23 protein-coding genes are annotated in these 23348 nt (G+C 70.7%); 5 read left to right on the top strand and 18 right to left on the bottom strand.

Translation table 11 applies throughout. The annotated features are described in order from the left end of the window. Position 1: 1 nt before the first annotated feature. Positions 2-736: a class I SAM-dependent methyltransferase gene (locus tag JMJ56_RS00810; protein ID WP_202829711.1), complete on the bottom strand. Its 735-nt coding sequence runs from the start codon at positions 734-736 to the stop codon at positions 2-4. Between the two features lie 223 nt (positions 737-959). Here JMJ56_RS00810 and JMJ56_RS00815 point away from each other — a divergent pair, with 223 nt between their 5' ends. From JMJ56_RS00815 to JMJ56_RS00825, 3 genes are read left to right on the top strand one after another with little or no spacing between them, the layout of a single operon-like run. Next, on the top strand, positions 960-1913 hold the full coding sequence (locus JMJ56_RS00815; RefSeq protein WP_236037371.1) for a DMT family transporter: 954 nt from the start codon (positions 960-962) through the stop codon (positions 1911-1913). Beyond that, positions 1913-2830 (top strand): DMT family transporter, encoded by a 918-nt coding sequence (locus JMJ56_RS00820; RefSeq protein WP_202829712.1) that lies wholly within the window; start codon positions 1913-1915, stop codon positions 2828-2830. Before JMJ56_RS00815 ends, JMJ56_RS00820 begins: the two co-directional genes overlap by 1 nt. Further along, positions 2827-3702, top strand: coding sequence for an MBL fold metallo-hydrolase (locus JMJ56_RS00825; RefSeq protein ID WP_202829713.1), 876 nt, complete (start codon positions 2827-2829; stop codon positions 3700-3702). Before JMJ56_RS00820 ends, JMJ56_RS00825 begins: the two co-directional genes overlap by 4 nt. Here the strand turns inward: JMJ56_RS00825 and JMJ56_RS00830 are convergent. From JMJ56_RS00830 to JMJ56_RS00885, 12 genes are all read right to left on the bottom strand, one after another. Then, positions 3688-4362, bottom strand: a complete 675-nt coding sequence (locus tag JMJ56_RS00830) for an NUDIX hydrolase (protein ID WP_202829714.1) — start codon at positions 4360-4362, stop codon at positions 3688-3690. The two genes, JMJ56_RS00825 and JMJ56_RS00830, sit on opposite strands and share 15 nt — an antisense overlap. A 7-nt stretch (positions 4363-4369) precedes the next feature. Next, positions 4370-5200, bottom strand: coding sequence for a nitroreductase family protein (locus JMJ56_RS00835; protein WP_202829715.1), 831 nt, complete (start codon positions 5198-5200; stop codon positions 4370-4372). A 115-nt stretch (positions 5201-5315) separates the two neighbouring features. Further along, positions 5316-6221, bottom strand: coding sequence for an SDR family NAD(P)-dependent oxidoreductase (locus JMJ56_RS00840; protein ID WP_202829716.1), 906 nt, complete (start codon positions 6219-6221; stop codon positions 5316-5318). 168 nt (positions 6222-6389) lie between these two features. Next, on the bottom strand, positions 6390-7625 hold the full coding sequence (locus tag JMJ56_RS00845) for a cytochrome P450 (RefSeq protein ID WP_202829717.1): 1236 nt from the start codon (positions 7623-7625) through the stop codon (positions 6390-6392). A gap of 103 nt (positions 7626-7728) precedes the next feature. Continuing rightward, positions 7729-8100, bottom strand: a complete 372-nt coding sequence (locus tag JMJ56_RS00850) for a HesB/IscA family protein (protein WP_043339347.1) — start codon at positions 8098-8100, stop codon at positions 7729-7731. A gap of 11 nt (positions 8101-8111) precedes the next feature. Further along, a complete protein-coding gene (locus JMJ56_RS00855; RefSeq protein ID WP_407927871.1) occupies positions 8112-8483 on the bottom strand; it encodes an SUF system Fe-S cluster assembly protein in 372 nt (123 codons plus the stop codon). Beyond that, positions 8476-8943, bottom strand: a complete 468-nt coding sequence (sufU, locus tag JMJ56_RS00860; RefSeq protein WP_202829719.1) for a Fe-S cluster assembly sulfur transfer protein SufU — start codon at positions 8941-8943, stop codon at positions 8476-8478. Before sufU ends, JMJ56_RS00855 begins: the two co-directional genes overlap by 8 nt. Next, positions 8943-10190 (bottom strand): aminotransferase class V-fold PLP-dependent enzyme, encoded by a 1248-nt coding sequence (locus JMJ56_RS00865; protein WP_202829720.1) that lies wholly within the window; start codon positions 10188-10190, stop codon positions 8943-8945. Before JMJ56_RS00865 ends, sufU begins: the two co-directional genes overlap by 1 nt. After that, the gene (sufD, locus tag JMJ56_RS00870; RefSeq protein WP_202829721.1) at positions 10187-11479 is read right to left on the bottom strand and encodes a Fe-S cluster assembly protein SufD; all 1293 of its coding nucleotides are present in this window, start codon (positions 11477-11479) and stop codon (positions 10187-10189) included. Before sufD ends, JMJ56_RS00865 begins: the two co-directional genes overlap by 4 nt. Next, positions 11476-12222 carry a Fe-S cluster assembly ATPase SufC gene (sufC, locus tag JMJ56_RS00875; protein WP_202829722.1) on the bottom strand — a complete coding sequence of 249 codons (747 nt, stop codon included), beginning with the start codon at positions 12220-12222 and terminating at the stop codon, positions 11476-11478. Before sufC ends, sufD begins: the two co-directional genes overlap by 4 nt. Next, positions 12223-13722, bottom strand: a complete 1500-nt coding sequence (gene sufB / locus JMJ56_RS00880) for a Fe-S cluster assembly protein SufB (protein ID WP_202829723.1) — start codon at positions 13720-13722, stop codon at positions 12223-12225. Between the two features lie 9 nt (positions 13723-13731). Next, positions 13732-14193, bottom strand: coding sequence for an SUF system Fe-S cluster assembly regulator (locus JMJ56_RS00885; protein ID WP_202829724.1), 462 nt, complete (start codon positions 14191-14193; stop codon positions 13732-13734). 113 nt (positions 14194-14306) lie between these two features. Between JMJ56_RS00885 and JMJ56_RS00890 the strand changes: the two genes are divergently transcribed. After that, on the top strand, positions 14307-15197 hold the full coding sequence (locus JMJ56_RS00890) for an alpha/beta fold hydrolase (RefSeq protein ID WP_202829725.1): 891 nt from the start codon (positions 14307-14309) through the stop codon (positions 15195-15197). Positions 15198-15305: 108 nt separating this feature from the next. Continuing rightward, the gene (locus JMJ56_RS00895) at positions 15306-16595 is read left to right on the top strand and encodes an aspartate aminotransferase family protein (protein WP_202829726.1); all 1290 of its coding nucleotides are present in this window, start codon (positions 15306-15308) and stop codon (positions 16593-16595) included. A gap of 3 nt (positions 16596-16598) precedes the next feature. Here JMJ56_RS00895 and JMJ56_RS00900 read toward each other — a convergent pair whose 3' ends face one another. From JMJ56_RS00900 to JMJ56_RS00920, 5 genes are read right to left on the bottom strand one after another with little or no spacing between them, the layout of a single operon-like run. After that, a complete protein-coding gene (locus JMJ56_RS00900; RefSeq protein WP_202829727.1) occupies positions 16599-17264 on the bottom strand; it encodes an ankyrin repeat domain-containing protein in 666 nt (221 codons plus the stop codon). Positions 17265-17307: 43 nt separating this feature from the next. Next, entirely contained in the window at positions 17308-17649 is a 342-nt protein-coding gene (locus JMJ56_RS00905; RefSeq protein ID WP_202829728.1) for a hypothetical protein, read from the bottom strand. Next, positions 17649-19754 carry a hypothetical protein gene (locus tag JMJ56_RS00910; protein WP_202829729.1) on the bottom strand — a complete coding sequence of 702 codons (2106 nt, stop codon included), beginning with the start codon at positions 19752-19754 and terminating at the stop codon, positions 17649-17651. The genes JMJ56_RS00905 and JMJ56_RS00910 overlap by 1 nt, the downstream gene beginning before the upstream one ends. Then, positions 19754-22471, bottom strand: a complete 2718-nt coding sequence (locus tag JMJ56_RS00915; protein ID WP_202829730.1) for a DUF4159 domain-containing protein — start codon at positions 22469-22471, stop codon at positions 19754-19756. Before JMJ56_RS00915 ends, JMJ56_RS00910 begins: the two co-directional genes overlap by 1 nt. A 52-nt stretch (positions 22472-22523) precedes the next feature. Further along, entirely contained in the window at positions 22524-23342 is an 819-nt protein-coding gene (locus JMJ56_RS00920; RefSeq protein ID WP_328702221.1) for a DUF58 domain-containing protein, read from the bottom strand. Between the last annotated feature and the right edge of the window lie 6 nt (positions 23343-23348).

A 23348-nucleotide genomic window follows, 5' to 3' on the forward strand; every position in this document is an offset into this window, starting at 1 on the left:
CTCATGCGCGGATGGCGGTGGCGAGAATGGAGCCGCCGGCTGGGAAAGGGAGGCCGAGCCGCATCAGCCGGCGTTCCAGCACCGTCACCGCATGCAGGCTACGATCGAGCCAAGGCGGAAACGGGGCGACATCGGAGCCATGGTGAGGCGCGCTGGCCAGGAGCTTGCGCTGGGCCGCCATCACCGGCAGCAGCAGCGCGTTCCAGTAGCGGGTGCGGGTGGCGGTGAAGCCGGACGCCGCCAGCAGCCGCCGGACCCCGCCGGCGGTGAAGCGGCGGATGTTGCGCACCCGGAGGTCATGCGCGGAGAGCAGCCAGTCATAGGCCGGCAGGTTCAGCACCAGCAGGCCGCCAGGGGCGAGGATGCGGGCCATCTCGCCCAGCGCCGCATCCGGCTCGACCGCAGCGTGGCTGAGCACGTCGAGGCTGGCGACGGCGCCGAAGCAGCCGGCGGCGAAGGGCATGGCGTTCACCGAGCCGATGGCGACCGGCACGCCGGCCTTGGCCCGGGCGCGGGCGGCGGCAGGGGCGAAGTATTCGAGGCCGGCCGCCTTCAACCCGGGCTGGGCGGCACGCAGGCGGGCGAGGAAGCCGCCGGTACCGCAGCCAGCATCAAGCAGGCCGCCCGGGCCGATCCGCACCGACTGGAGCGCGGCGATGGCGTGGGCGTGGAGGGCGCGGTACCACCACATGCCCTGCTCGGCGGCATCCATCAGGTCGTATTCAGCGGGTTCCACACGGCGCTTCTGACGACAAGGCACGGCGAAAACAAGGCGCAGCCGTGGCGACATTCCGTTCTGCCTTGCGAAGCATGCATCTTCGGTTATTCCAGGCTGGGGTAAGGCGCCACCTGTCCCTCTGCTGATCGTCCGCCCCTTGACCGCGCGGGGGCGGCAAGGAGTTTGCCGTGTCGGAGCCTGCCTGCTGCCTGCCGCCCTCCAGACCCGGGAGGCCGGGCTGATGCGCACCGCGGCCTTGCCACTTGCGCCCAGCTTCCGCGCCGCGCCCACCGCCGAGGAGGCGATGCGCGGCCTCGCCATCGTCGGCCTCGGCTATGGGGTGGTCTCGCTGGCCGATGCGACGGTGAAATGGGTGATGCCGGAGATCGGGCCGGCGGCGGCGCTGATCTGGCGCGGCCTGATCGGGGCGCTGCTGGTCTTCCTGCTGGCGCGCGGGCGGGGGCTCATCCCGGTCAACCGGCGGCTGCTCGCGGTGCGGAGCCTGCTGCATTGCGGCGTCTCGATCACCTGGTATTACTGCTGGGCCGCCGGCGTCTCCTTGGCCGACAGCTATGCGGTGGCGAGCGCCTCGCCCCTGCTGATGACCCTGCTGGCGATCCCGCTGCTCGGCGAGCGGGTCGGCTGGCGGCGCTGGACCAGCACCATGGTCGGCTTCGGCGGCGTCCTCTTCATGCTCCAGCCCGGGGGCGAGCTGTGGCGCATCGAGTCGCTCATCCTGCTGGTGGCGACGGCGGTGATGGCGCTGACCCGCATCTGGACACGCATCCTGACGCGAACGGATGGGCCCTACGCCATCGCCTTCTGGCTGCTGCTGGCGCATGTGCCGGTGGGGCTGCTGGGCCTGCCCTTTCCCTTCCTCTGGCCGGCGGCGGGCGGGCCGCCGCCGCTGCTGCCGAGCCTGCTCGGCGTGGCCGCGCTGGTTGCCTTTGGCCTTGCCAACGCGGTGGCGCAGATGCTCTTCGCCCGCGGCTTCGCCCTGGCGCCGATCCAGGCGATCGCACCCTTCGAATACACGCCGCTGCTCTGGGGCATCGGGCTCGGCTTCCTCATCTGGGGCGAGGTGCCGGCCTGGACGACGCTCGGCGGCGCCGCGGTGGTGATCGGGGCGGGGCTCTACAACGTCCACCGCGAGCGGGTGCGGCGGGCGGCCGAGCGCCGCGCCGGGGCAGGCTGATGGCATTCCGGCACGATATCCGGCGGGGGGCGCTCTGCATGCTCGCCTCGCATGCCCTCTTCACCGCCATGAACGTGCTGGTGAAGGAGCTGGGCGGGCGCATCCCGGTCGTGGAGCTGATGGTCTTCCGCAGCGTCTTCGCCCTGCCGGTGCTGATGGTGATCCTGATGCGCTCCGGGCTCGGCCTCGGCAGCCTGCAGACGCGGCGCTTCGGCGGGCATGCGCTGCGGGCCGGGACCGGCATCGCGGCGCAGTCCTGCGGCTTCTTCGCCCTCACCCTGCTGCCGCTCGCCGAGCAGACGGCGCTTGGCTACACCCAGCCGCTCTTCGTCACCATGCTGGCAATCCCCTTCCTCGGCGAGCGGGTCGGCATCCACCGCTGGTCCGCGGTGGGGATCGGCTTCTGCGGCGTGCTGGTGATCGCGGCGGGGCAGGGCGCCCTGGGCGGTGTCGCGGGGGCGCCGGTGATGGGCATCGCCACGGCCGTCGCGCAGGGGATGTTCTCGGCGCTGACCACGCTGCTGGTGCGGCAGCTCTCGGCGACCGAGAGCTCCACCACTATCACCCTCTGGCAGTCGCTGCTGATGGGCGGCTTCGCCCTGCTGCTGCTGCCCTTCTTCTGGGTGACGCCGACGCCGCTCGAACTCGGGCTGCTCATCCTGATGGGGCTGGTCGGCGGCGCGGCGCAGTGGCTGCTGACCGAGGCCTGGGCCAGCGCGCAGGTCTCGGCGCTGGCGCCCTATTCTTATTCGGCGCTGCTCTGGTCGATGCTCTTCGGCTTCCTCGCCTTCGGCGACCTGCCGGGGCCGGCCATGCTGGCGGGGAGCGTGTTGATCGTCGCCGCCGGCTTGTACATCCTCCACCGGGAGCTGGTGCGCCGGAAGGCGGTGCCGGCCGCGGAGGAACCTAAGGCATGAGCATCCCCTTCCTGACCAGGGACGGCCTGGCGCACGGCGCGGTCGAGCAGGTGGCGCCCAGCGTGCGGCGGCTGGTCTGCAACAATCCCTCCGCCTTCACCTTCCGTGGGACCAACACCTACCTGATCGGCCAGGGCGAGGTGGCGGTGCTCGATCCCGGACCGGAGGACGAGGCGCAACTGGCCGCGATCCTGCGGGCGACGGAAGGGGAGACGATCACCCAGGTGCTGGTCAGCCATACCCACCGGGACCATTCGCCCGGCGCGCGGCCGCTCGTGGCGCGGACCGGGGCGATGACCTATGGCTTCGGCCCGCATGTGACGCCGCCCGAGGCAGGCGGGGAAGGGGGCGACCACGGCTTCCACCCGGATGTACGCCTCGCGGATGACGAGGTGCTGGAGGGCAAGGGCTGGCGGCTGCGGGCGCTGCACACGCCGGGGCATTGCGCCAACCACCTCTGCTTCTCGCTGGAGGGGACGGGCATCCTCTTCAGCGCCGACCATGTGATGAGCTGGTCCACCAGCGTGATCAGCCCGCCGGATGGCGACATGGCGGACTACATGCGGAGCCTCGAGCGGGTGATGGCGCGGGACGACCAGCTGCTGCTGCCCGGCCATGGCGCGCCGCTCACCGACCCGAAGCCCTTCCTCGCCGCCCTCAAGGCCCATCGGGAGGAGCGCGAGGCGAAGGTGCTGGCGGCGCTGCGGACAGCGGGGCGTGCGACGCCGGCCGAGCTGGTGCCGCCGGTCTACGGGCCGCTCGATGCGCGGCTGGTCGGCCCGGCGGGCCGCAGCCTGCTCAGCCATCTCCTCAAGCTGGAGGGCGAGGGTCGGGCGGTGCGCGAAGGCGAGGCATGGTCAGCGCTCGGCTAGGCGCTGGTCCATCCCGCGGAAGCAGATCAGCTCCCGTGCTTCCTGCTCGACGGGGCTGAGGGCGAGCCAAGCGACGAATTCCCGCAGCACCTTGCCGGTGATGCTGGCGATCTTGTGCGCGGCAGCCTCCTCGATGCCGAAGAAGCGCAGCTCCTCCAGCTCGCCGCTGCCGCGGAGCGCGCCATGGGCCGCCTCGGCGCGGGCGATGAGGAAGCGGGCGTTGAAGCGGCGGAAGCGGTTGGGCGGCGTCACCGCGCGACAGAGATAGTCGAGCGCGGGGAGGTCGGGCAGCAGGCGCCCTCCCTCCATCCGCCCGAGGACGAGGCCGGTTTCCTCATGCAGCTCGCGCGCGGCGGCGATGCCGATGGCCCGCGCGAGCGATGGTGGGGCCTGGCGCTCCAGGCAGGCGCGGGTGAAGGCCGGAAGGTCGCCGAGGGCCGGCGCGCGGTGGTCGGCGCGGTCCACCCGGCCGCCCGGGAAGACCAGGACGTTCGGCATGAAGCGGTGCGAGGCATGGCGGAGGCCCATCAGCACCTCCACCCCCTGCGGCCCCTCGCGCCAGAGGATGAGGCTCGCGGCATGGCGGGGCGTGACGGAGCGGGCGCTGCGCTTCGCCTCCTCGACGCCACCGGGGTTGTCGGCGGTCGGGGCTTCGGTCATCGGGGCTTCAGTCAAGCGAGAGGCCCTGCAGCTTCAGCCAGGTGCGGAGGCCGAAGCGTTCCGGGACGGAGAGCTGGCAGGCGGCATTCTCGCTCCAGCCGCAGCCCTCGGGCTTCGGGCCATGGATCTCCGGGTAGCGCGGCCGGGCCGGTGGGCGAGCGGCGTCATAGGCGGGCAGCGCCGCCTCCAGCCCGCTGTCGTCATAGGTCTCGCGGTGTACGACCAGCGCCTGGGGCAGGCGGGGGGAGAGCCAGTTGCGGGGTCCTTCGGGCCAGCCGAGGGTCAGGCCGGCAACGGGGAAGACCCCCTCCGGCAGGCCGCACATCGGCCCGATCTTCTCGACATGGTTGCGGACATAGGAGACGGGGCAGGCGCCGAGCCCGGCGGCCTCGGCGGCCATCACCGTGAAGCCGAGGGCCAGCGCCGCATCGGCCGTCGCATTGATGAAGGTGTCGACATTGTCGTTGGCATGCCGACGGCCATGCAGCATGGCGACCCGGCGGCCGCGGCGGATGTCGCCGCAGAAGAGCAGGAAGACGGGGGCCTGCTTGATCCAGTCCATGCCGCCGATCCAGTCGGCGATGCGGGTAATCCTCTCGGGTGTCCGGATCAGGATGATGGAGTACTGCTGCAGGTCGGATTTGCTCGGCGCGGATTGGGCGGCGGCGAGAACGGTATGCAACAGCGCTTCCGGCACCGGTTCGGCGATATAGCGGCGGGTGACGCGGCGGTCGAGCAGGGCTGCGAGGGCAGGCGGGACCTCGTCCGGCGGGGCGAAGGGCAGCGGCGCCTCGGGCTTGAGGCCATAGCGGCCGCGGATCAGGCTCTCGGGCGTCACGGCCCCTCCCTTGTCGCCGGATGGAGCCCTTCCGTGGGTCTGCCACGGAAGGGTAGCCGAAGCCTCAGGCGTCAGGCGGCCTTGCCGCGACGCCTCGAAGCGGTGTCTGGGAGCGTTACAGCGGATCCCAGGAGAAGACCTCGCCCGAACGCTCCAGCGGGACGAAGAAGCTCTTCAGCGCCGGGAGCGCATGCTCCGCGAGGCTCTCCGGCGTCCAGCCGTCGCTGCTGTGGATGCTGCGGATCGGACGGTTCTGGCTGAACAGGAACAGCTCGTTCATGCGCGGGGCGAAGATCTGGCCGTTGACCTCCTTCGCCGCGTCGGAGGCGAGGAAGACGGCGAGCGGCGCATTCTTCTCCGGACCCATGCGCATGATCTTCTCGACGCGCGCCTTCTGCTCCGGCGTCTCGGCCGGGATGGAGCTGGTCATGCGGCTCCAGGCGAAGGGGGCGAGGCAGTTGGAGCGCACGTTGTAGCGCTTCATGTCGAGCGCGATCGACTTCGACAGCGCGACGATGCCGAGCTTCGCCGCCGAGTAGTTCGCCTGGCCGAAATTGCCGATCAGGCCGGAGGTCGAGGTGATGTGGACGAAGGCGCCGCTCTCCTGCTTGCGGAAATGCGTCGCCGCGTGGCGCGACATGTAGAAGGAGCCGTTGAGATGCACGTCGATGACGGCGTTCCACTCCTCCGCCGACATGCGGTGAAAGATCTGGTCGCGCAGGATGCCCGCATTGTTCACCACGATGTCGATGCGGCCGAAATGGTCCAACGCCGACTGGACGATCTTCCCGGCGCTCTCCCAGGAGGCGACGCTGTCGGTGTTGATCTCGGCCTGACCGCCGCGCTGCTCGATGATCTGCTTGGTCTGCTGCGCCGGGGTGGCGGACTGGCCCTCGCCGGTCAGGCTGGCGCCGATGTCGTTGATGATGACCTTGGCCCCGGCCTCGGCCATCTGCAGCGCGATCTCCCGGCCGACGCCGCCGCCCGAGCCTGTGACGACCGCGACCTTACCATCCAGCATGCCCATTTGGCGTTCCCTCTCCATAGGTGGCTAACTATTTCTAGACCCGGCCGCGCCCGGCGTGAAGCCGGTTGCCCGGCGCATTCGGCCATTGCGGGGCCGAAGGAGGCCGGCCCGGGTGACCTCGCCCGAAGCCTTGCGCCGCGTGGCGCCCAATCCGGTCGAGGTCTAGGCGGGGATCCGCACCGGCAAGCCGGCGATGCCGTGGATGAAGTTGGAGTAGATCCGCCGCGGCGGCCCCAGCACCTCGATCGTCGGGAAGCGGGCCAGGATTTCCTCCCAGAGGATGCGGAGCTGGAGTTCCGCCAGGCGGTTGCCGACGCAGCGATGCACGCCGAAGCCGAAGGAGAGGTGCTGGCGGGCGCGCGGCCGGTCTATGAGGAAGCGGTCCGGCTGCTCGATCGCCGCTTCGTCCCGGTTGCCGGAGACATACCAGAGGGCGACCTTGTCCCCTGCGCGGATGGTGCGGCCGCCGAGTTCAACATCCCGCGTTGCCGTGCGGCGCATATGGATGACCGGCGTCACCCAGCGGATGATCTCGGAGACCATGTTCGGGATGAGAGCCGGGTTCTCGCGGAGCTTGCGGAACTCCGCCGGGTTCTGGTGCAGGGCGAGCAGGCCGCCGGTCATCGAGTTGCGCGTGGTGTCGTTGCCGCCGACGATAAGCAGGGCGAGGTTGCCCATGAACTCGCGGAGCGGCATGTCCCGCGTCGCCGGCCCCTGCGCCAGCATGGAGAGCAGGTCGAAGCGCGGCGGGCCGTCGCGGCGGGCATTGAAGAGGGCGGCCATGGTCTCGGCCATGACCTTCAGCTCGGCGAAGCGCGCCTCCTCGGTCGGGACCAACGGGTCGGGGGCGGTGACGTCGCAGATCGCCACGTCGGACCAGAAGGTGAGCTTGTGCCTTTCCTCGAAGGGGAAGTCGAAGAGCGTCGCCAGCATCATCGTCGTCAACTCGATGGAGACCCGCTCGACCCAGTCGAATGGCTCGCCGCGCGGCAGCGCGTCGAGCACGCGGCAGGTCCGCTCGCGGATCAACACTTCCATGTTGGCGAGGTTGCCGGGGGCGACGATGGGCTGGACGACCTTCCGCTGCTCGTCATGCTTCGGCGGGTCCATGCGGATGAAGCTCGGCCGGGCGAGGTCCTTCGGCTGGTCGATGAGCTGGATGCCGCCGGTCTCGGAGGAGAAGGTCGCATGGTCCACCTCCGCCGTCATGATGTCCTTGTAGCGGGTGACGGACCAATAGGGGCCGAAGCGGCTCTCGGCGTAGAAATGCACCGGCTCCTCGCGGCGGAGGCGGGCGAAGAGCGGCGCCCAGGCCTCGTTCTGGTAGAGGGCGGGGTCGCTCGGGTCGAGGCGCGAGAGTGGCGTCCCGGCCGATGGGTCACGCGTGATGACGTTCATGCTGAGGCCTCCCTGGTCAGGACCGTACCGTCCTTTCCGGGAAGCCTAGCGCAACGGGGTGGCAGGACGAGAAAAAACCAGCGGCTGAGGGGCGGCCGCAGCCTCAGACGTGGAAGCTCTCCCCGCAGCCGCACCGGCCCTTCTCGTTCGGGTTGGTGAAGGTGAAGCCGGCGGACATCGCCTTCTGCTCGTAATCCATGGTGGTGCCGATGAGGAAGAGGCTCGCCTTGCGGTCCACGAGCACCGTCACCTCCTTGTCGGTGACCCGCTCATCCGTCGGCTCCGGCGCATCGACCCAGGACAGGTCGTAGGAAAGGCCGGAGCAGCCCTTGGTCTTCACCCCGATGCGGAGCAGGCGCCCGGCCTCGCCGGCGGCGTAGAGGGCGCGCAGCCGCTCGGCGGCGGCGTCGGTCAGCTGCATCAAAGGCGGCAGCGCGCGACGCGTGCGCGGCGGGCTCTGGGTGGTCGTGCTCATGGCGGCCTCCCTCAAAACATGTTCATGGCAAGACGGGCATCTTCGCTCATCCGGCCCTGATCCCAAGGCGGATCCCAGACGACCTCGACCTTCACGCCGGTCACGCCCGGGACCATGCGAATGCTCTCCTCCACCTGGCTCGGCAGCTCCTGCGCCGAGGGGCAGGAAGGCGTGGTCAGCGTCATCTCGACCTTCACCTTCCCGTCATCCTCGATCTCGACGGCGTAGATCAGGCCGAGCTCGTAGATGTCGACCGGGATCTCCGGGTCGAAGACCGTCTTCATCATGCTGATGACGGCATCTTCGCTCACCTTCGGCGCCGGCGGCGGGACCTCGCCATCGGGTGTCCAGGCGCCATGCGTGGTGGTGGCTTCGTCACTCACTCGTCGCCTCCTTCGCGCCGCCATCGAGCGCGGCGTTGAGCGTGTGCCAGGCAAGCGTCGCGCATTTCACCCGGCTTGGGAACTCATGCACGCCCGAGAGAGGCTGCAGCCGCTCCATCTCCTCCTCCAGCGAGGCGCCGCAATCGGGGCAGGTGCCGGTCATGGCGAGGTTGCGGAAGCGGTCGCCCAGCATATGGGCCTCGGCCGGGGACTTTCCCTTGACGGTTTCGGTCATCAGAGATGCGCTGGCCATGGAGATGGCGCAGCCGCGGCCCTGAAAGGCGACGTCCTCGATGGCACCGTCCGGCCGGAGCTTCAGGAACAGCTCCATCCGGTCGCCGCACATCGGGTTGTCGCCGCGGGCCGTGCGGTCGGCATCCTCCAGCCGGCGGAAATTCCGGGGCTTCCGCCCATGGTCGAGGATGACCTCCTGGTAGAGGTCACGGAGGTCGTCGAACATCAGGAGAAGAACTCCCTGGCTTTCGTCAAAGCCTCGGCGAGATAATCGATCTCGCCGAGCGTGGTGTAGAGCCCGAAGGAGGCGCGGCAGGTGCCGCCCTCAAGGCCGAAGCGCGCATGCAACGGCTCGGCGCAATGCCTCCCGGCGCGCACCGCGAGGCCGGCCCGGTCGAGCAGCGTCGCCAGGTCATGCGGGTGGGCATTGTCGAGCGCGAATGAAAAGACTCCGCCGCGGTCCTGCGCCCGGCCGAGCAGCGTCAGCCCCTCGACATCGGAGAGGCGGCGCATGGCGTGGTCGACGAGGGTATGCTCATGCGCCTCGAGCGCCGGCATGCCGATGGCCGAGACGTAGTCGATCGCCGCATGCAGCCCTACCGCCTCGACGATGGGCGGCGTGCCGGCCTCGAATTTGGCCGGCGGCTCCGCCCAGGTGCTGCCCTCGAGCGTCACGCTCGCGATCATGTCGCCGCCGCCGAGGAAGGGCGGCATGCGCTCCTGGTGCTCGAGCCGCGCCCACAGCACGCCTATGCCGGTCGGCCCGTAAAGCTTGTGCCCGGTGAAGGCGTAGAAATCCGCGCCCAGCGCCTGCATGTCGACACGGCGGTGCACGGCTGCCTGGCTGCCGTCGAGCAGGACCTTGGCACCCTTGGCATGCGCCATGGCGACGATCCGCCCGGCCGGCGTCACCGTGCCCAGCACGTTCGACATATGGGTGACGGCGACGAGGCCCACCTTGCCGTCGGCGAGCTTGGCCTCAAGGTCGTCGAGGTCGAGCTCCCCGGCATCGGTCACGCGGCAGATGCGCAGCTCGATGCCCCGGTTGTCGTCCCGCAGCATGTGCCAGGGGACGAGGTTGGCGTGGTGCTCCATCTCCGAGACCAGCACCGCCTGCCCGGGCCGCAACACCCCGCGCCCCCAGCTATGGGCGACGAGGTTGATCGCCGCCGTGCTGTTGGTGGTGAAGATCACCTCGCGCGGGTCGGCCGCGTTGATGAAGCGGGCGACGGCGGCGCGCGCCGCCTCGTAATCCGCTGTGGCGGCCTCGCTCAGCCGGTAGGCGCCGCGATGCACATTGGCATAGCGCTCCTCCATGCTGCGGACCATCGCCTGGATTACCTGCCGCGGCTTCTGGGCCGAGGCGCCGCTGTCGAGGAAGACAAGCGGCCTGCCACGGTGCTGCTGTGCCAGGATGGGGAAGTCGGCGCGGATGCGCTCGACATCGAAGCCCGGCTGGACCGGCGCGTTCATGCAGCTTCCTTCTCCCACCAGCCGGCGACGGCGCTTTCCAGCGCGGCGCGGGCGGTCTCATCGGTGACGCCTTCGATCGCTTCCTGCAGGAAGGCCTCGACCAGGATGCTGCGCGCCTTAGCCTCGGGGATGCCGCGGGCCCGCAGGTAGAAGAGCTGGTCGGCGTCCAGGGCGCCCACGGTGGCGCCATGGCTGCACTTCACGTCGTCGGCATAGATTTCGAGCTGCGGCTTGCTGTCGATCTCGGCATCCGGGCTCAGCAGCAGCGCCTGATTCATCTGGTAACCGTCGGTGCGCTGCGCAACCTGGTGGACATGGATCTTGCCCTGGAAGACGCCGCGCGACTTGCCCTGCAACACCGTCTTGTAGGTCTGCCGGCTCGCACAATCGGGCGCCGCATGGTCGAGCACCGTCGTGGTGTCGGCATGCTGGCCAGCGCGCAGCAGCTGCGCGCCGTTCATGTGGCAGGCGGACTTCGGCCCGGCGAGCACGGCGTGGATCTCGTTCCGCACCAGGCGGGCGCCGGCATTCAGGGTGAAATTGTCATAGGTCGCGCCCGCCTCGATCCGCGCATAGACGGTGCCGAGCTGGAAGCCCTTCACCCCCTCGCGCTGGATGCGGGCATGGGTCAGCACGGCGCCCTCCGCCAGCTCGATCTCGAAGACCGGATTATGCAGGTAGCGTGTATCTTCGGGCCCGCTCGCCTCCTCCACGATGGTAAGGCTGGCACCGGATTCGAGCCGGATGAGGTGGCGCGGATGAAAGGCGGAGGGCCGCTCGCTGCGGCTAGCGAGCGAGCACAGCTCCAGCACGCCACCGGCGACGCCGGTCGGCACCGTCACCAGCAATCCGTCCTCGAACAGCATGGTGTTGAGCGCGACCAGCGACTCCTCCGCCGGGCGGGCCAGGGCGCCGAGACGCCCCTCCAGCCGCGGCAGCTCCTCCGCCAGGCTGCCAATGGCGAAGCTGGCGCCCTCGATCTGCGACAGCTCCTCGCGGAAGCGGCCATCGACGAAGACGGCGCGACGCTCACCGCGCGGCGCCGGCAGCGTGTCGCCATCGCCCAGGATGGTCAGCGCCTCGTCGAAGGCGGCATCGGAGACGGGGCGGAGATCGGTGTATTTCCAGGCCTCGACCCGGCGAGTCGGGAAGCCAGCGACGCGGAATTGCTCGGCCGCCGCCTCGCGCAGCGCCTGCACCCAGGCCAGCCGCTGCCCCGGAAGGCGCGCCCGCAGCCCCTCGAAGCGGTGCAGGAAGCCCTCGGCGCCGCTATGCACGACGGTGTTCATGCCGCGGCCTGCACCGAGGCATAGCCAGAGGCCTCCAGCTGCTTCGCCAGCTCCGGCCCGCCGGTCTGCACAATGCGGCCCTGCATCAGCACATGCACCTTGTCGGGTACGATGTAGTCGAGCAACCGCTGGTAGTGGGTGATGACGAGGGCGGAGAAGTCCGGCGCCCGCAGCGCGTTCACGCCATCGGCCACGATCTTCAGCGCGTCGATGTCGAGGCCGCTGTCGGTCTCGTCGAGGATGGCGAGGCTCGGGCGGAGCAGCGCCATCTGCAGCACCTCATTCCGCTTCTTCTCACCGCCGGAGAAGCCGACATTGACGCCGCGCTTCAGCATGTCCTCCGACATCTGCAGTTCCTTCAGGCGGGCACGGGCCAGCTTCAGGAACTGCATGGCGTCCAGCTCCGACTCGCCTTTGCCGCGGCGGATGGCGTTCAGCGCGGTGCGGAGGAAATTGGCATTGCCAACGCCCGGCAGCTCCACCGGATACTGGAAGGCGAGGAAGACGCCCGCCGCCGCCCGCTCCTCCGGTTCCATGCCCAGCAGGTCGACGCCGTTCAGCGTCGCGCTGCCGCCTGTCACCTCATAGCCCTCGCGCCCGGCAAGGACATAGGAAAGGGTCGATTTGCCGGAGCCGTTCGGGCCCATGATGGCGTGCACCTCGCCGGCAGGGACTTCCAGGTCGATCCCCTTGAGGATCGGCTTGCCATCGACCTCGGCGGTCAGTCCTTCGATACGCAGCATTTAACCGACGCTCCCTTCGAGCGAAATCTGGAGAAGCTTCTGGGCCTCGACGGCGAATTCCATCGGCAGCTCCTTCAACACCTCGCGGCAGAAGCCGTTGACGATCATCCCGACCGCATCCTCTTCGGACAGGCCGCGCTGGCGGCAGTAGAACAGCTGGTCCTCGGCGATGCGGCTCGTGGTCGCCTCATGCTCGACCTTGGCCGACATGTTGCGGTTCTCGATATAGGGCACGGTATGCGCCCCGCACTGGTCGCCGATCAGGAGGCTGTCGCACTGGGTGAAGTTACGCGCGCCCGAGGCCGTTGGCGCCACCCGCACCAGGCCGCGATAGGTGTTCTGCCCCTTGCCGGCCGAGATGCCCTTGGAGACGATGGTCGATGTCGTGCGCTTGCCGACATGGATCATCTTCGTGCCGGTATCGGCCTGCTGGTGGTTGTTGGTGATGGCCACCGAGTAGAACTCGCCGACGCTGTCATCGCCGAGCAGCACGCAGGACGGGTACTTCCAGGTGATGGCCGAGCCGGTCTCCACCTGGGTCCAGCTCACCTTGCTGCGCTTGCCGCGGCACTGCGCCCGCTTGGTGACGAAGTTGTAGATGCCGCCCCGGCCCTCGGCATCGCCGGGGTACCAGTTCTGCACCGTGCTGTACTTGATCTGGGAGTCATCGAGCGCGACCAGCTCGACCACCGCCGCATGCAGCTGGTTCTCGTCCCGCATCGGCGCCGTGCAGCCCTCGAGATAGGAGACAACCGCGCCCTCATCGGCGATGATCAGCGTCCGCTCGAACTGGCCGGTGCTCTTGGCATTGATGCGGAAGTAGGTGCTCAGCTCCATCGGGCAGCGCACGCCCTTCGGGATGTAGACGAAGCTGCCATCGGTGAAGACCGCGCTGTTCAATGCCGCATAGAAGTTGTCGCCCGGCGGCACCACGGTGCCGAGGTACTGCTTCACCAGCTCCGGGTGCTCATGCACCGCCTCGGAAATGGCGCAGAAGATGATGCCGTCCTTCGCCAGCCGCTCCTTGTAGGAGGTGGCGACGGAGACGCTGTCGAACACCGCATCGACGGCGATCGGCATGCGGCCGCCCTCGGAGGGGCTGTCGCCCACGCCCTCGACGCCGGCCAGGATCGCCTGCTCCTTCAGCGGGATGCCGAGCTTGGCATAGGTCTTCAGCAGCTCGGGATCGACCTCGTCGAGCGACTTCGGGCCGTCCTTCTTCTTCGGCGCCGCGTAGTAGTAGGCGTCCTGGTAGTCGATCGGCGGGTACTTCACCGCCGGCCAACGCGGCTCCTGCATCTTCTGCCAGGTGGCGAAGGCCTTCAGCCGCCACTCGAGCAGCCACTCGGGCTCTTTCTTCTGGGCGGAGATGAAGCGAACGGTATCCTCGTTCAGCCCTTTCGGGGCGAAATCCATCTCGATCTCGGTCTCGAAGCCCCACTTGTAGGTGCCTTCGGTGACGGACTGGACGGTGTCGAGGGTCTCGGCGACTGCGGGCATATCGGGTTCCTACTCGGCGACGAGCTGAGCGAAAGCGGGGACGGTGGCGCAGCGTGTGGGGCCGGCCAGGTCAGCGAGGGTGATGTCGGACAAGGCCCGGCGGATGGCATCGTTGACCGGGTCCCAGCGGCCGCGCACGGCGCAGATGCCCTGCGCCTCGCACTGCCCCTGGCCGCCATCCACACAGGCGGTGAGGGCGATCGGCCCATCGATGGCGACGATCACCTCGGACAGGGGCACGGCGGCGAGCGGCCGGGTCAGCCGGTAGCCGCCACGGGCGCCCCGCAGCCCTTCCACCAGCCCCGCCTGGCCCAATATCTTGAGCACCTTGGCGACGGTCGGCTCGGCGATGCCGGTCGCCAGGGCGAGGCCCGGTGCGGTCTGCACCTGGCCATCCGGCAGGGCGCCATCCCGCGCCAGGCGGGCCATGACGACCACGGCATAATCGGTCAGTTTCGAGAGCCTCAACACCGCACATCCCTCATGCCGACTAAATAGGACCAGCAGGGTCCTCTTTGAAGCCCCCTTCCTCCATTTCCCCGGCCCCGGCTAGCCTTGCCTCGCTCAGGAGGGGGACGGGACCGATGCCGACCATCACCACCGATGACGGGGTGGAACTGCACTATGAGGAGGCCGGTCACGGCACGCCGTTGGTCTTCGTCCATGAATTCGCCGGCGATGCGCGCAGCTGGGAGCCGCAGATGCGCTTCTTCGCCCGGCGCTACCGCTGCATCGCTTTCAACGCCCGCGGCTATCCGCCTTCGGCCGTGCCGCATGACCCGGCTGCCTATTCCCAGGACCGCGCCACGGACGACATCGCCCAGGTGATCGAGCGCCTGGGCTTGGCGCCGGCGCATGTGGTCGGGCTTTCGATGGGCGCCTTCGCCACCTTGCATCTCGGCCTCCGCTACCCGCATCTGGCGCGCAGCCTGACCGCCGCGGGCGTCGGCTACGGCGCTGCCCCGGGCAAGCGCGACCAGTTCCGCTCCGAGGTGGACGCGACCGCCGACCGCATCGCCGGGGAGGGCATGTGGAAGATGGCCAGGACCTATGGCCGCGGCCCGACCCGCCTGGTCTTCGAGGAAAAGGACCCGCGCGGCTATGCCGAGTTCATGTCCCAGCTCGCCGAGCACGACACCGATGGCGCCGTGCTGACCATGCGCGGCGTCCAGCGCGAGCGCCCGAGTCTGTTCGACCTGGAGGCCGAGTTCCGCAGGATGAAGTTGCCGACCTTCATCGTCTGCGGCGACGAGGACGACCCTACGCTGGAGCCCGGCCTCTTCCTCAAGCGCGCGATTGCCACCAGCGCCCTGCTGGTAATGCCCCGTTGCGGCCATGCCATGAACATCGAGGATCCGGACGGCTTCAACCGCGCCGTGCTCGACTTCATCACCTGGGTGGATGCAGGCCGCTGGTGGGAGCGCAACCCGGCGACGCTGGCCGGCGGGATCATCGCGGGGACGTCGAAGTCCTGAGGATCCATCCGAGGCTGGCGCCCTGCTGCATGATCCATGGCGCCGGCTTTCGGTCCCGGGCGATCATGCCCTAGGCTGAGGGCCATCCCAGCCCAAGGACCGACGGCGATGGACAGCATCTCCCCAAGCGATACCGAAGCGGCGCTGGCGCAGGCGGCACGGCGCGTGCTGCCGGCGGGAGGCTTCGGCAATTTCGCCCCCGAGGTCATTCTCCGCGAGGGGCACGGCGGGCGGGTTTGGGATGTCGCCGGGCGGGAATATATCGACTACCTGCTCGGCTCCGGCCCGATGTTCCTCGGTCATAGCCATCCGGAGGTGCTGGCGGCGGTCGGGGCGCAACTGCCGCTCGGCACCACCTTCTTCGCCACCAGCGAGCCCGGCATCCGCCTCGCCGAGGCCATCGTCGCCGCGCTGCCCTGCGCGGAGCAGTTGCGCTTCGTCTCCAGCGGGTCGGAGGCCGATATGTATGCGCTGCGGGTGGCGCGGGCCTTCCGCAAGCGCGACCGCATCCTCAAATTCGAGGGCGGTTACCATGGCATGTCCGACTGGGGGCTGATGAGCCTGGCGCCGAAGCAGCTCGCCAACTTCCCCGTCGCCGTGCCGGACTCCGCCGGTATCCCGCGCAGCGTGCGGGAAGAGGTGCTGGTCGCGCCCTTCAACGACCTGGAGACGGCGCGTAGCCTGATCGCCGAGCATCACGACGAACTCGGAGCCATCATCCTGGAGCCCTTCCAGCGGCTGATCCCGCCGGCGCCGGGCTTCCTGCAGGGAATGCGGGAGCTGGCCACGCAATACGGCATCCCGCTGATCTTCGACGAGGTCGTGACGGGCTTCCGCTTCTGCTACGGCGGGGCGCAGGACTACTACGGCGTGACGCCTGATCTCTGCACGCTCGGCAAGATCATCGGCGGCGGCTTCCCGCTCGCGGCCATCGCCGGCCGGGCCGACATCATGGCGCATTTCGACCGCGGGATCGTCGGCGATGACGGCTTCCTCATGCAGGTCGGCACGCTGTCCGGCAATCCGGTCGCTTCGGTCGCCGGCCTCGCCACGCTCGAGGTGCTGCGCCGGCCCGGCGCCTATGACGGCGTCTTCGCCATGGGCCGGCGGATGATGGCGGAAATGGAGGGGATGCTGCGCCGCCATGGCGTGCCGGGCCGCGCCGTTGGCGAGCCGCCTCTCTTCGACATCGTCTTCGCCGAGGAGGCGCCGCGCGACTATCGCGGCACGCTGCGGGCCGACGCGGCGGTGCAGCGCCATGTCAACGCCGTGCTGCGCGAGCGCGGCATCCTGAAGGGCGAGAGCAAATACTATCTCTCCACCGCGCATGACGCACGGGACGAGGCGCAGACGCTGGAGGCCTTCGAGGCCGCGCTGGCATCCCTGCCGCGCGGCTGAGGGTCAGCCCCGGCCGTTGCGGCGCGGAGCAGGGCCGGCAGCGGCCTCGGGCGGCGCCGCGCCCGCCGGACGGCCGGCATCGAAGCCGAGGAAGCCGATCGCCGGGTTGGGCGAGCCGCCATCCCCGGCCCAGAGCCGTGGATTGGCAACGCGCTGCACCGGATTCGCCACCGGCCGCTCGGCCGCCGGCGCGGCGTTCCGCCGCGGTGCCGGGCGTGGGGCGACGGCGGGCGTCACCGGCTCCGTGGGCGGCAATGGGGCGCCCTGGCTGCCGCTGCTGCCGCGCACCGAAAGCAGGAAGAAGAGGATCTCGCTCCGTCCCTGATCCACCGCGGCGTCGATGGGCGAAAGACCGAGCACGTTGCGCGACCCGATATCGGCCCCGCGCCCGACCGCCTCCCGCGCCGCCGCGATGTCGCCTCGGTTGATGGCGTCGAAGAGTGCTGCGTTCGGCCCGAGGTTCTGGCCCGGATCCGCCGGGATCGGCTCAGGTGCCCGGCGGTATTGCAGGCCGGGGAGGGCAGCCGGCGGTGGGCGGCTCGCCTCGGTCGGCGCGTCGGTCAACCCACCGGCACGGCCGCCACGGCCGAATTGGGCCGCAGCTTCCGGGATCGGCAGGGCGAAGAGCGCGGCGAGCGCCAGGGGCGGGAACAGGGCAGGGGAGCGCATGCCCTTCCCATACCCAATCCCGCCCTCCGCCGCCAGCGATGCCTCAGCGGCAGTCGTCGCCGCGCGCGGTGAAGGACTGCACCCGGCTTTCCTTCAGAGCGAAGGTGATGTCGCAGGAGCGGGTCAGCAGCACCGGGCCGCCGAACCGATAGGGGGCGAAGCGGCCATAGGGATAGCCCCAATAGGGGTCCAGCTGATGCAGCACCTGGCGCCGCTCCTCATATTGCAGGAAGCGGAGGCCACCGGTGTCATAAGTGCGGTTGGGGACGCCGAAGGTCTCGACGACATGCAATTCGCTCTGGCCGATGGTGGCGGCAAGGCGGCTTTCGAGGCTCGGGCCGGTGGCGCAGCCTGCGAGCAGAACCAGGGGCAGCAGCCGGCGCATCAACGTCCCTCCCGCCGCCAGGCAAAAACGGCAAGGCCGAGCACCATCGGCAGGGCCAGCCAGGGCGGCAGCAGCGGCATGGCGGAAATGCCGGTCACCGTATGGTCGCCATTGCGGCGGAGGCCGACCCAGCCGGTCTGTGCGTCGCCGCCGCGCGAATCCCGTCCGAGGCCGACGCGGCGCAGCTCCGGCAGGGCGGGCTCGGCCGCGCTGCCGAGCCAGCGCGCGGCACCTCCGGTCGCGGCGAGGATCGGGGCGAGGCGCGCCGGGTCGGCACGAAGATCGGCGACTTCGGCCGGGTTGGCGGCCGCCGCGGCGGCGAAGGCGCTGCGCCGCCCATCCGAGACCTGCCAGACGCCGGGCTGCTCGGCCAGTAGCCGGGCCGCAGCATGGCCACCAGGTCCGGCTTCGAGCAACCGGCGCTGCGTGCTGCCATCGGGGGCGGTGATGGTCACCTCGGGCGGCGGGCCGGCCTCCAGGCTGCGGCGCTGGATGCCGAGCTGGCCGGCTTCGATGCGGGCGGTCAGGTCTTCCTCCTCGAGCTCGGGTTCGCGCATCAACCAATGCGCAGCGCGGCGGAGGAGTTCCGCCTGCGGCCCGCCGCCGTCATGGCCGCGTGACCACAGCCAGATATGGTCGGACAGCAGCAGCGCAACACGGCCTTCCCCGACGCGGTCGAGCAGCAGCAGGGGGGCGCCGTCGGCCGCATCCATCACCGCCGTGCCGCCGCGCTGGTCGACGCGGAGGCTGCGGTACCAGCGGCCCCAGCTTGCCGCCTGCCGCTCGTCCGGGTTGGCGCCGGTAAGGCCTTCGGTGACGGGGTGGCGGGCGCCGACCGTCGTCACGCTTGGGCGAAAGGCGCCTTCGGCGACGGCGGATTGCCCCGCCCCGGCGGCCGGCCGCGCCGGCAGCACTGCGCCGAGCGGCGTGTTGGCGAGGCTCGTCGGGCCGGCGAATTCTGGGCCGACCGACATCAGCAGCGCGCCGCCGCCGCGAACGTAATCGGCGATGTTGCGCAGATAGGCCGGCGGCAGGATGCCGCGATTGGCGAAGCGGTCGAAGACGACAAGGTCGAATTCGCGCAGCTTCACTTGGAACAGCTCGCGCACCGGAAAGGCGATCAGCGCCAGCTCGTTGAGCGGGGTCAGGTCGTCCTTCTCCGGCGGCCGGAGGATGGTGAAGTGGACGAGGTCGACGCCCGGATCGGCCTTCAGCAGGCGGCGCCAGGTGCGCTCGCCCGCATGCGGCTCGCCGGAGACGAGCAGTACGCGCAGCCGGTCGCGCACGCCGGTGATCGTGACGACGGCGCGGTTGTTGAGCTCCGAGACCTCGCCCGGCCGTGCCTCGGCGGCGAGTTCGACAACGGTCGGGCCGCCACGCTCGATCGGCACCTCGATATGATGCTCGCGGCCGATGGGGACGCTTTCGATGCGGGCCGGCGCGCCGTCGCGGCGGATCGAGAGGCGGGCGGCGCCCGCCGCGTTCGGCACGCCGAGATCCTCGACGGCGACGCGCAGCTCGACCGAGCGGCCGACGATGCCGAAGCCCGGCGCCTCGACAACCCGCAGCCGGCGGTCCGTCTCGCCCGGGCGGCCGGGGAGCAGGGCGTGGAAGGGCGCCTCGATGGGGGATGCGGCCGGCACGTCATGCACCTGCCCATCGGTCAGCGCGATGACGCCGGCGAGGCGGGCGCGGGGGATGTCGGCGAGCGCCCGCTCGGTCGCGGTGAAGAGGCGCGTGCCCTGGTTGCCGCCCTCCGGCACCTCGACGGTGCGGAGCTCCAGATCGGGGAGCTTCGCCGCGCGCGCCTCGATGCCGGCACGCGCCGCCTCGATCTGCTGGGCGCGGCTGCCGATGCGGGCGCTGTCGCTGCGGTCCACCACCAGCAGGGCGATATCCGGCCGCGTCTCCCGCGTCTCCTCCACGAGGCGCGGATTGGCCAGCGCCAGCAGCAGCAGGGCGAAGGTCAGCGCCCGCAGCGCCACGCCGCGGGCCCGCCGCAGCACGGCCGGGACCAGCGCCAGCACCGCCAGCACGGCGAGGGCCGCGATCAGCCAGGCCGGCAGGACAGGGGCGAAGTCGATGCCCGAAAGCGCCTGCTGCATCAGTTGCCGAGCCTTTCAAGGATGGCCGGCACATGCACCTGGTCGCCCTTGTAGTTGCCGGTGAGGGCGTACATCACGAGGTTCATGCCGAAGCGGTAGGCCAGCGTCCGCTGCCGCGTGCCGCCGGGGATGGTGGCGAAGGGGTTCTGCCCGCGGGCGTCGATGGCCCAGGCGCTGGCCCAGTCATGCCCGCCGATGATGACGGGCGAGACGCTGTCATTCGCCCGGTCCTGGTCGCGCGCCACCCAGACCTGGCCGCCGGAGAAGCGGCCGGGCAGGTCGGGCAGCAGGTAGAAGGCGCGTTTCAGCACATGGTCCTCGCCGATCGGGGCGAGGGGCGGGATGGCGAGGTCGCGGGTTACCCGCCGCAGCGCCGAGCGGGCGCCGGGGGTGAACCCCTCGCCCGAGCCCTCGTCGCGCGTGTCGAAGAGGATGATGCCGCCGTTGCGCATGAACTCGTTCAGGGCGCTGACGGCCCTGGCATCCGGCTGCGGCGCCTCGGCCGTCACCACCCAGTAGAGCAGCGGGTAGAAGGAGAGGTCGTCCGCTCCCGGCGTGACCGCCGCCGGGTCGGCGAGGGCGGTGGCGGAGCGGCGGTTGATGAAATCGGACAGGCCGACGAGGCCCATCCGCTGCACCTCGTCGAGCCCCGCATCGCCGGTGGCGACGAAGGCGAGGCGGGTGGCGAGCGCGGACGCCGGGTCCGTATTCTGGGCCGAAATTTGGGCCGAGGCCGGCTGGGCCAGCGCCAGTAGCGCGAGCAGGGCGAAGCCAGGCCGGAGCAGCCCGCGCAACCGAAGGCCGATCAGCAGATCGGCGGCGAGCAGCAGCAGCGCCGCGGCCAGCAGCCAAGGGCCGAGATCGCGCTCGGCCGGTACGCCTCCGATGTCCATCAGCCCGGTCCCGGGCGGCGGCGGCGGCGCGGCGCGCAGGGCGGGGATGGCGCCGCCGAGATTGAGCGCCCGCCGGTAGGCGATGGCCGATGGGTCCTGCCCCGGCGTGCCGTACCAGCCGGGCGGGTTGCGCGGCGAGGGCGCCGTCGTCTCGACCTGCGAGGCGAGGATGGCCGCTGCCGCAGGCGGCGCCGGGCCGAGCCGGCCGAAGCCGTCCAGCGTCTCGATCGGGGCCAATGGCGCCTCGCTCTCGGCGCCCTGGACACCGGCCGAGAGCGCTACGATCCGCCGCAGCATCTGCACGAACAGGCCCGAGAGCGGCAGGTTCGACCATTCGGCATTGGCGGTGACGTGGAACAGCACGATCCGCCCACTGCCACGCGATTCGGCCGTGACCAACGGTGTGCCATCGCTCAGCCGCGCCCAGCTGCGCTCGGTGAGGCGGGGCGAAGGCTCGGCGAGGACCTGTCGCTCTACCGTCACCTCGGCCGGGATGGCGAGGCCGGCGAAGGGCGATCCCTCGGGGAAGGGGGCGAGGTGCTGCGGCTGCTCCCAGGACAGCGAGCCGCCAAGCTGGCGCTCGGCCCGCAGCGGCACCGGCAGCAGGCTATCCGGATGATCGGCCAGGCGCGGTCCGGCGAAGCGGATCAGCGTGCCGCCGGCCTCCACCCAGCGGGTTAGCGCCTCCCGCTCCGGCCCCTCGGCGACGGGGCGGTCGGCCAGCGCCAGCACGGCGATGGGGCGGGCCAGCAGCCGGTCAAGCGGGCTGCGGCGCAGTTCCGCAAAGGGTGCGAGCGCGCGGTCCAGGTAGAAGAGGTCGCCGATGAGCGGCGCATCGGCGCTTTCCTCGACGCCCGGCAGCAGGCCGACCGGGCGTCGGCGGAAGCGCTCGTCGAGCAGGGTGACGGCGCCGGAGCCCGCGGTGTTCTCGATCTCCAGCCGCACGACCTGGTTGCGGATCTCGACCGGCAGGTCGAGCGTCGCCTCGCCCTCCGTCGCCCCGGCGGCGAGTGGAATCGTCGCCCGGCCGAGGGCGCGCCCGTCGCCGGTGCGCGCCAGGACCACCGCCTCGCTCGCCACCGGCAGCGGCAGCTGCTGGAGGCGAAGGCGCAGCCGGTCGGCTTCCGCCGCGGGCAGCAGCAGCAGGCGCAGGGGCCGGCCCTCGGCGCGAGCCAGGGTGAGGGCGCCGGCACCGGCAAGCGCCTCGGCGAGGGCGGAAGGCGCGTGCTCCACCCCGTCGCTGAGGTCGAGGGTGGCGATCGGCCCCGGATTGGCGGCGCGCCAGGCGCGGAAGGCAACAAGCGCGGCGGCGTGGTCCGGCGCCCAGGGCTTCGGGCGAAGCGCGGCAAGGCGGCTGCGGAGATCCTCGGCCGGCATGGGGCCGATGACGCGCGGCGGCTCCGCGGTCTCGGCCGGCGTGGTGGCGAGCAGGGCGGCGCGGCGGCCCTCGCGCCCGGCGCGGTCGAGCGCGCCCCCGGCGGCCGCCATGCGCGCCGGCCAGTCCTCGGCCGAGGCCCAGCCGTCATCGATGACGAGCAGCAGCGTGCCCTCGCCCGCAGTCCCCGCGCCCGGCCCCAGCACCGGCCGCGCCAGGCCGAGGATCAGCAGGGCGGCAGCAGCGATCCGCAGCAGCAACAGCCACCAGGGCGTGCGCGAGGGCGTCTCCTCGGCGACGGGCAGGTCGCGCAGCAGGCGGAGGGCAGGAAAGGCGATGCGGCGCGGCGCCGGCGGCGTCACCCGCAGCAGCCACCACAGCACGGGCAGCGCCGGCAACGCCAGCAACAGCCAGGGGGCAGCGAAGGCGATGGGCCCAAGGTTCAGCATCGGGCCCTCAAGGAGTGGGACAAGGCGTCACTCCACCTAGATTGGGATGAATTCAGTCCGGCGCGAGGGCCTGCCAGAGCGCCAGCAAGGCCTGTGCCGGGGGCTGGTCGGTGCGATGGGTGAGGAAGGTCCAGCCTGCCGCCGCGGCGATGGCGGCGAGCCCGGCACGGTGCTGCCGCAGCCGTTCGGCATAGAGGCTGCGCACCATCTCCACCCGCGGCACCAGGACCGAGGCATCGCCCGCCCATTCGAACAGGACGCGGCCGCTGTAGTGCCGGTTGCTCTCGCCGAGCGTTTCCTCCTCCGGGTCGAGCACCTGGAGAACGTGCCCACGCACCGGCCGGGCGGCGAGTGCTGCGACCGCGGCATGGATCTTCTCAAGCGGGGCGAGGAAATCACCGATCAGCACGCACCGGGCATGGCGCGGCAGGCTGGGATCATTGGGTGGCAGGGAACGCGACTTGCCGATGGCCGAGACGGTCTCGACCACGGTGGTGAGGCCCGCCCGGCCGGCATGGCTGCGCCCGCCGCCGCCGATCAGCCGCACCCGCTCGCCGCCGCGCAGCACGAGGGAAGCGAGTGCGGCGAGCAGCAGGTCGGCCCGCTCCCGCTTCGAGGGGCGGCCGGGGCCGGAAGTCCACTCCATGGAGCGGGAGGCATCACTCCAGAGGGCGACGGTCTGAGCTGCCTCCCATTCCGTCTCGCGGATGAAGAGCCGGTCGGAACGGGCGCTCTGCCTCCAGTCGATGCGCGTGGCGGAATCGCCGGGGAGGAAGGGGCGGTACTGCCAGAAGGCATCGCCCTGGCCGCTGCGGCGCCGGCCATGGACGCCTTGAAGCACGGTGGCGGCGACGCGGTCGGCGGCGACCACCAACGG

The sequence above is a fragment of the Belnapia arida genome (assembly GCF_016773205.1).
GTDB classification, from domain to species: Bacteria; Pseudomonadota; Alphaproteobacteria; order Acetobacterales; family Acetobacteraceae; genus Belnapia; species Belnapia arida.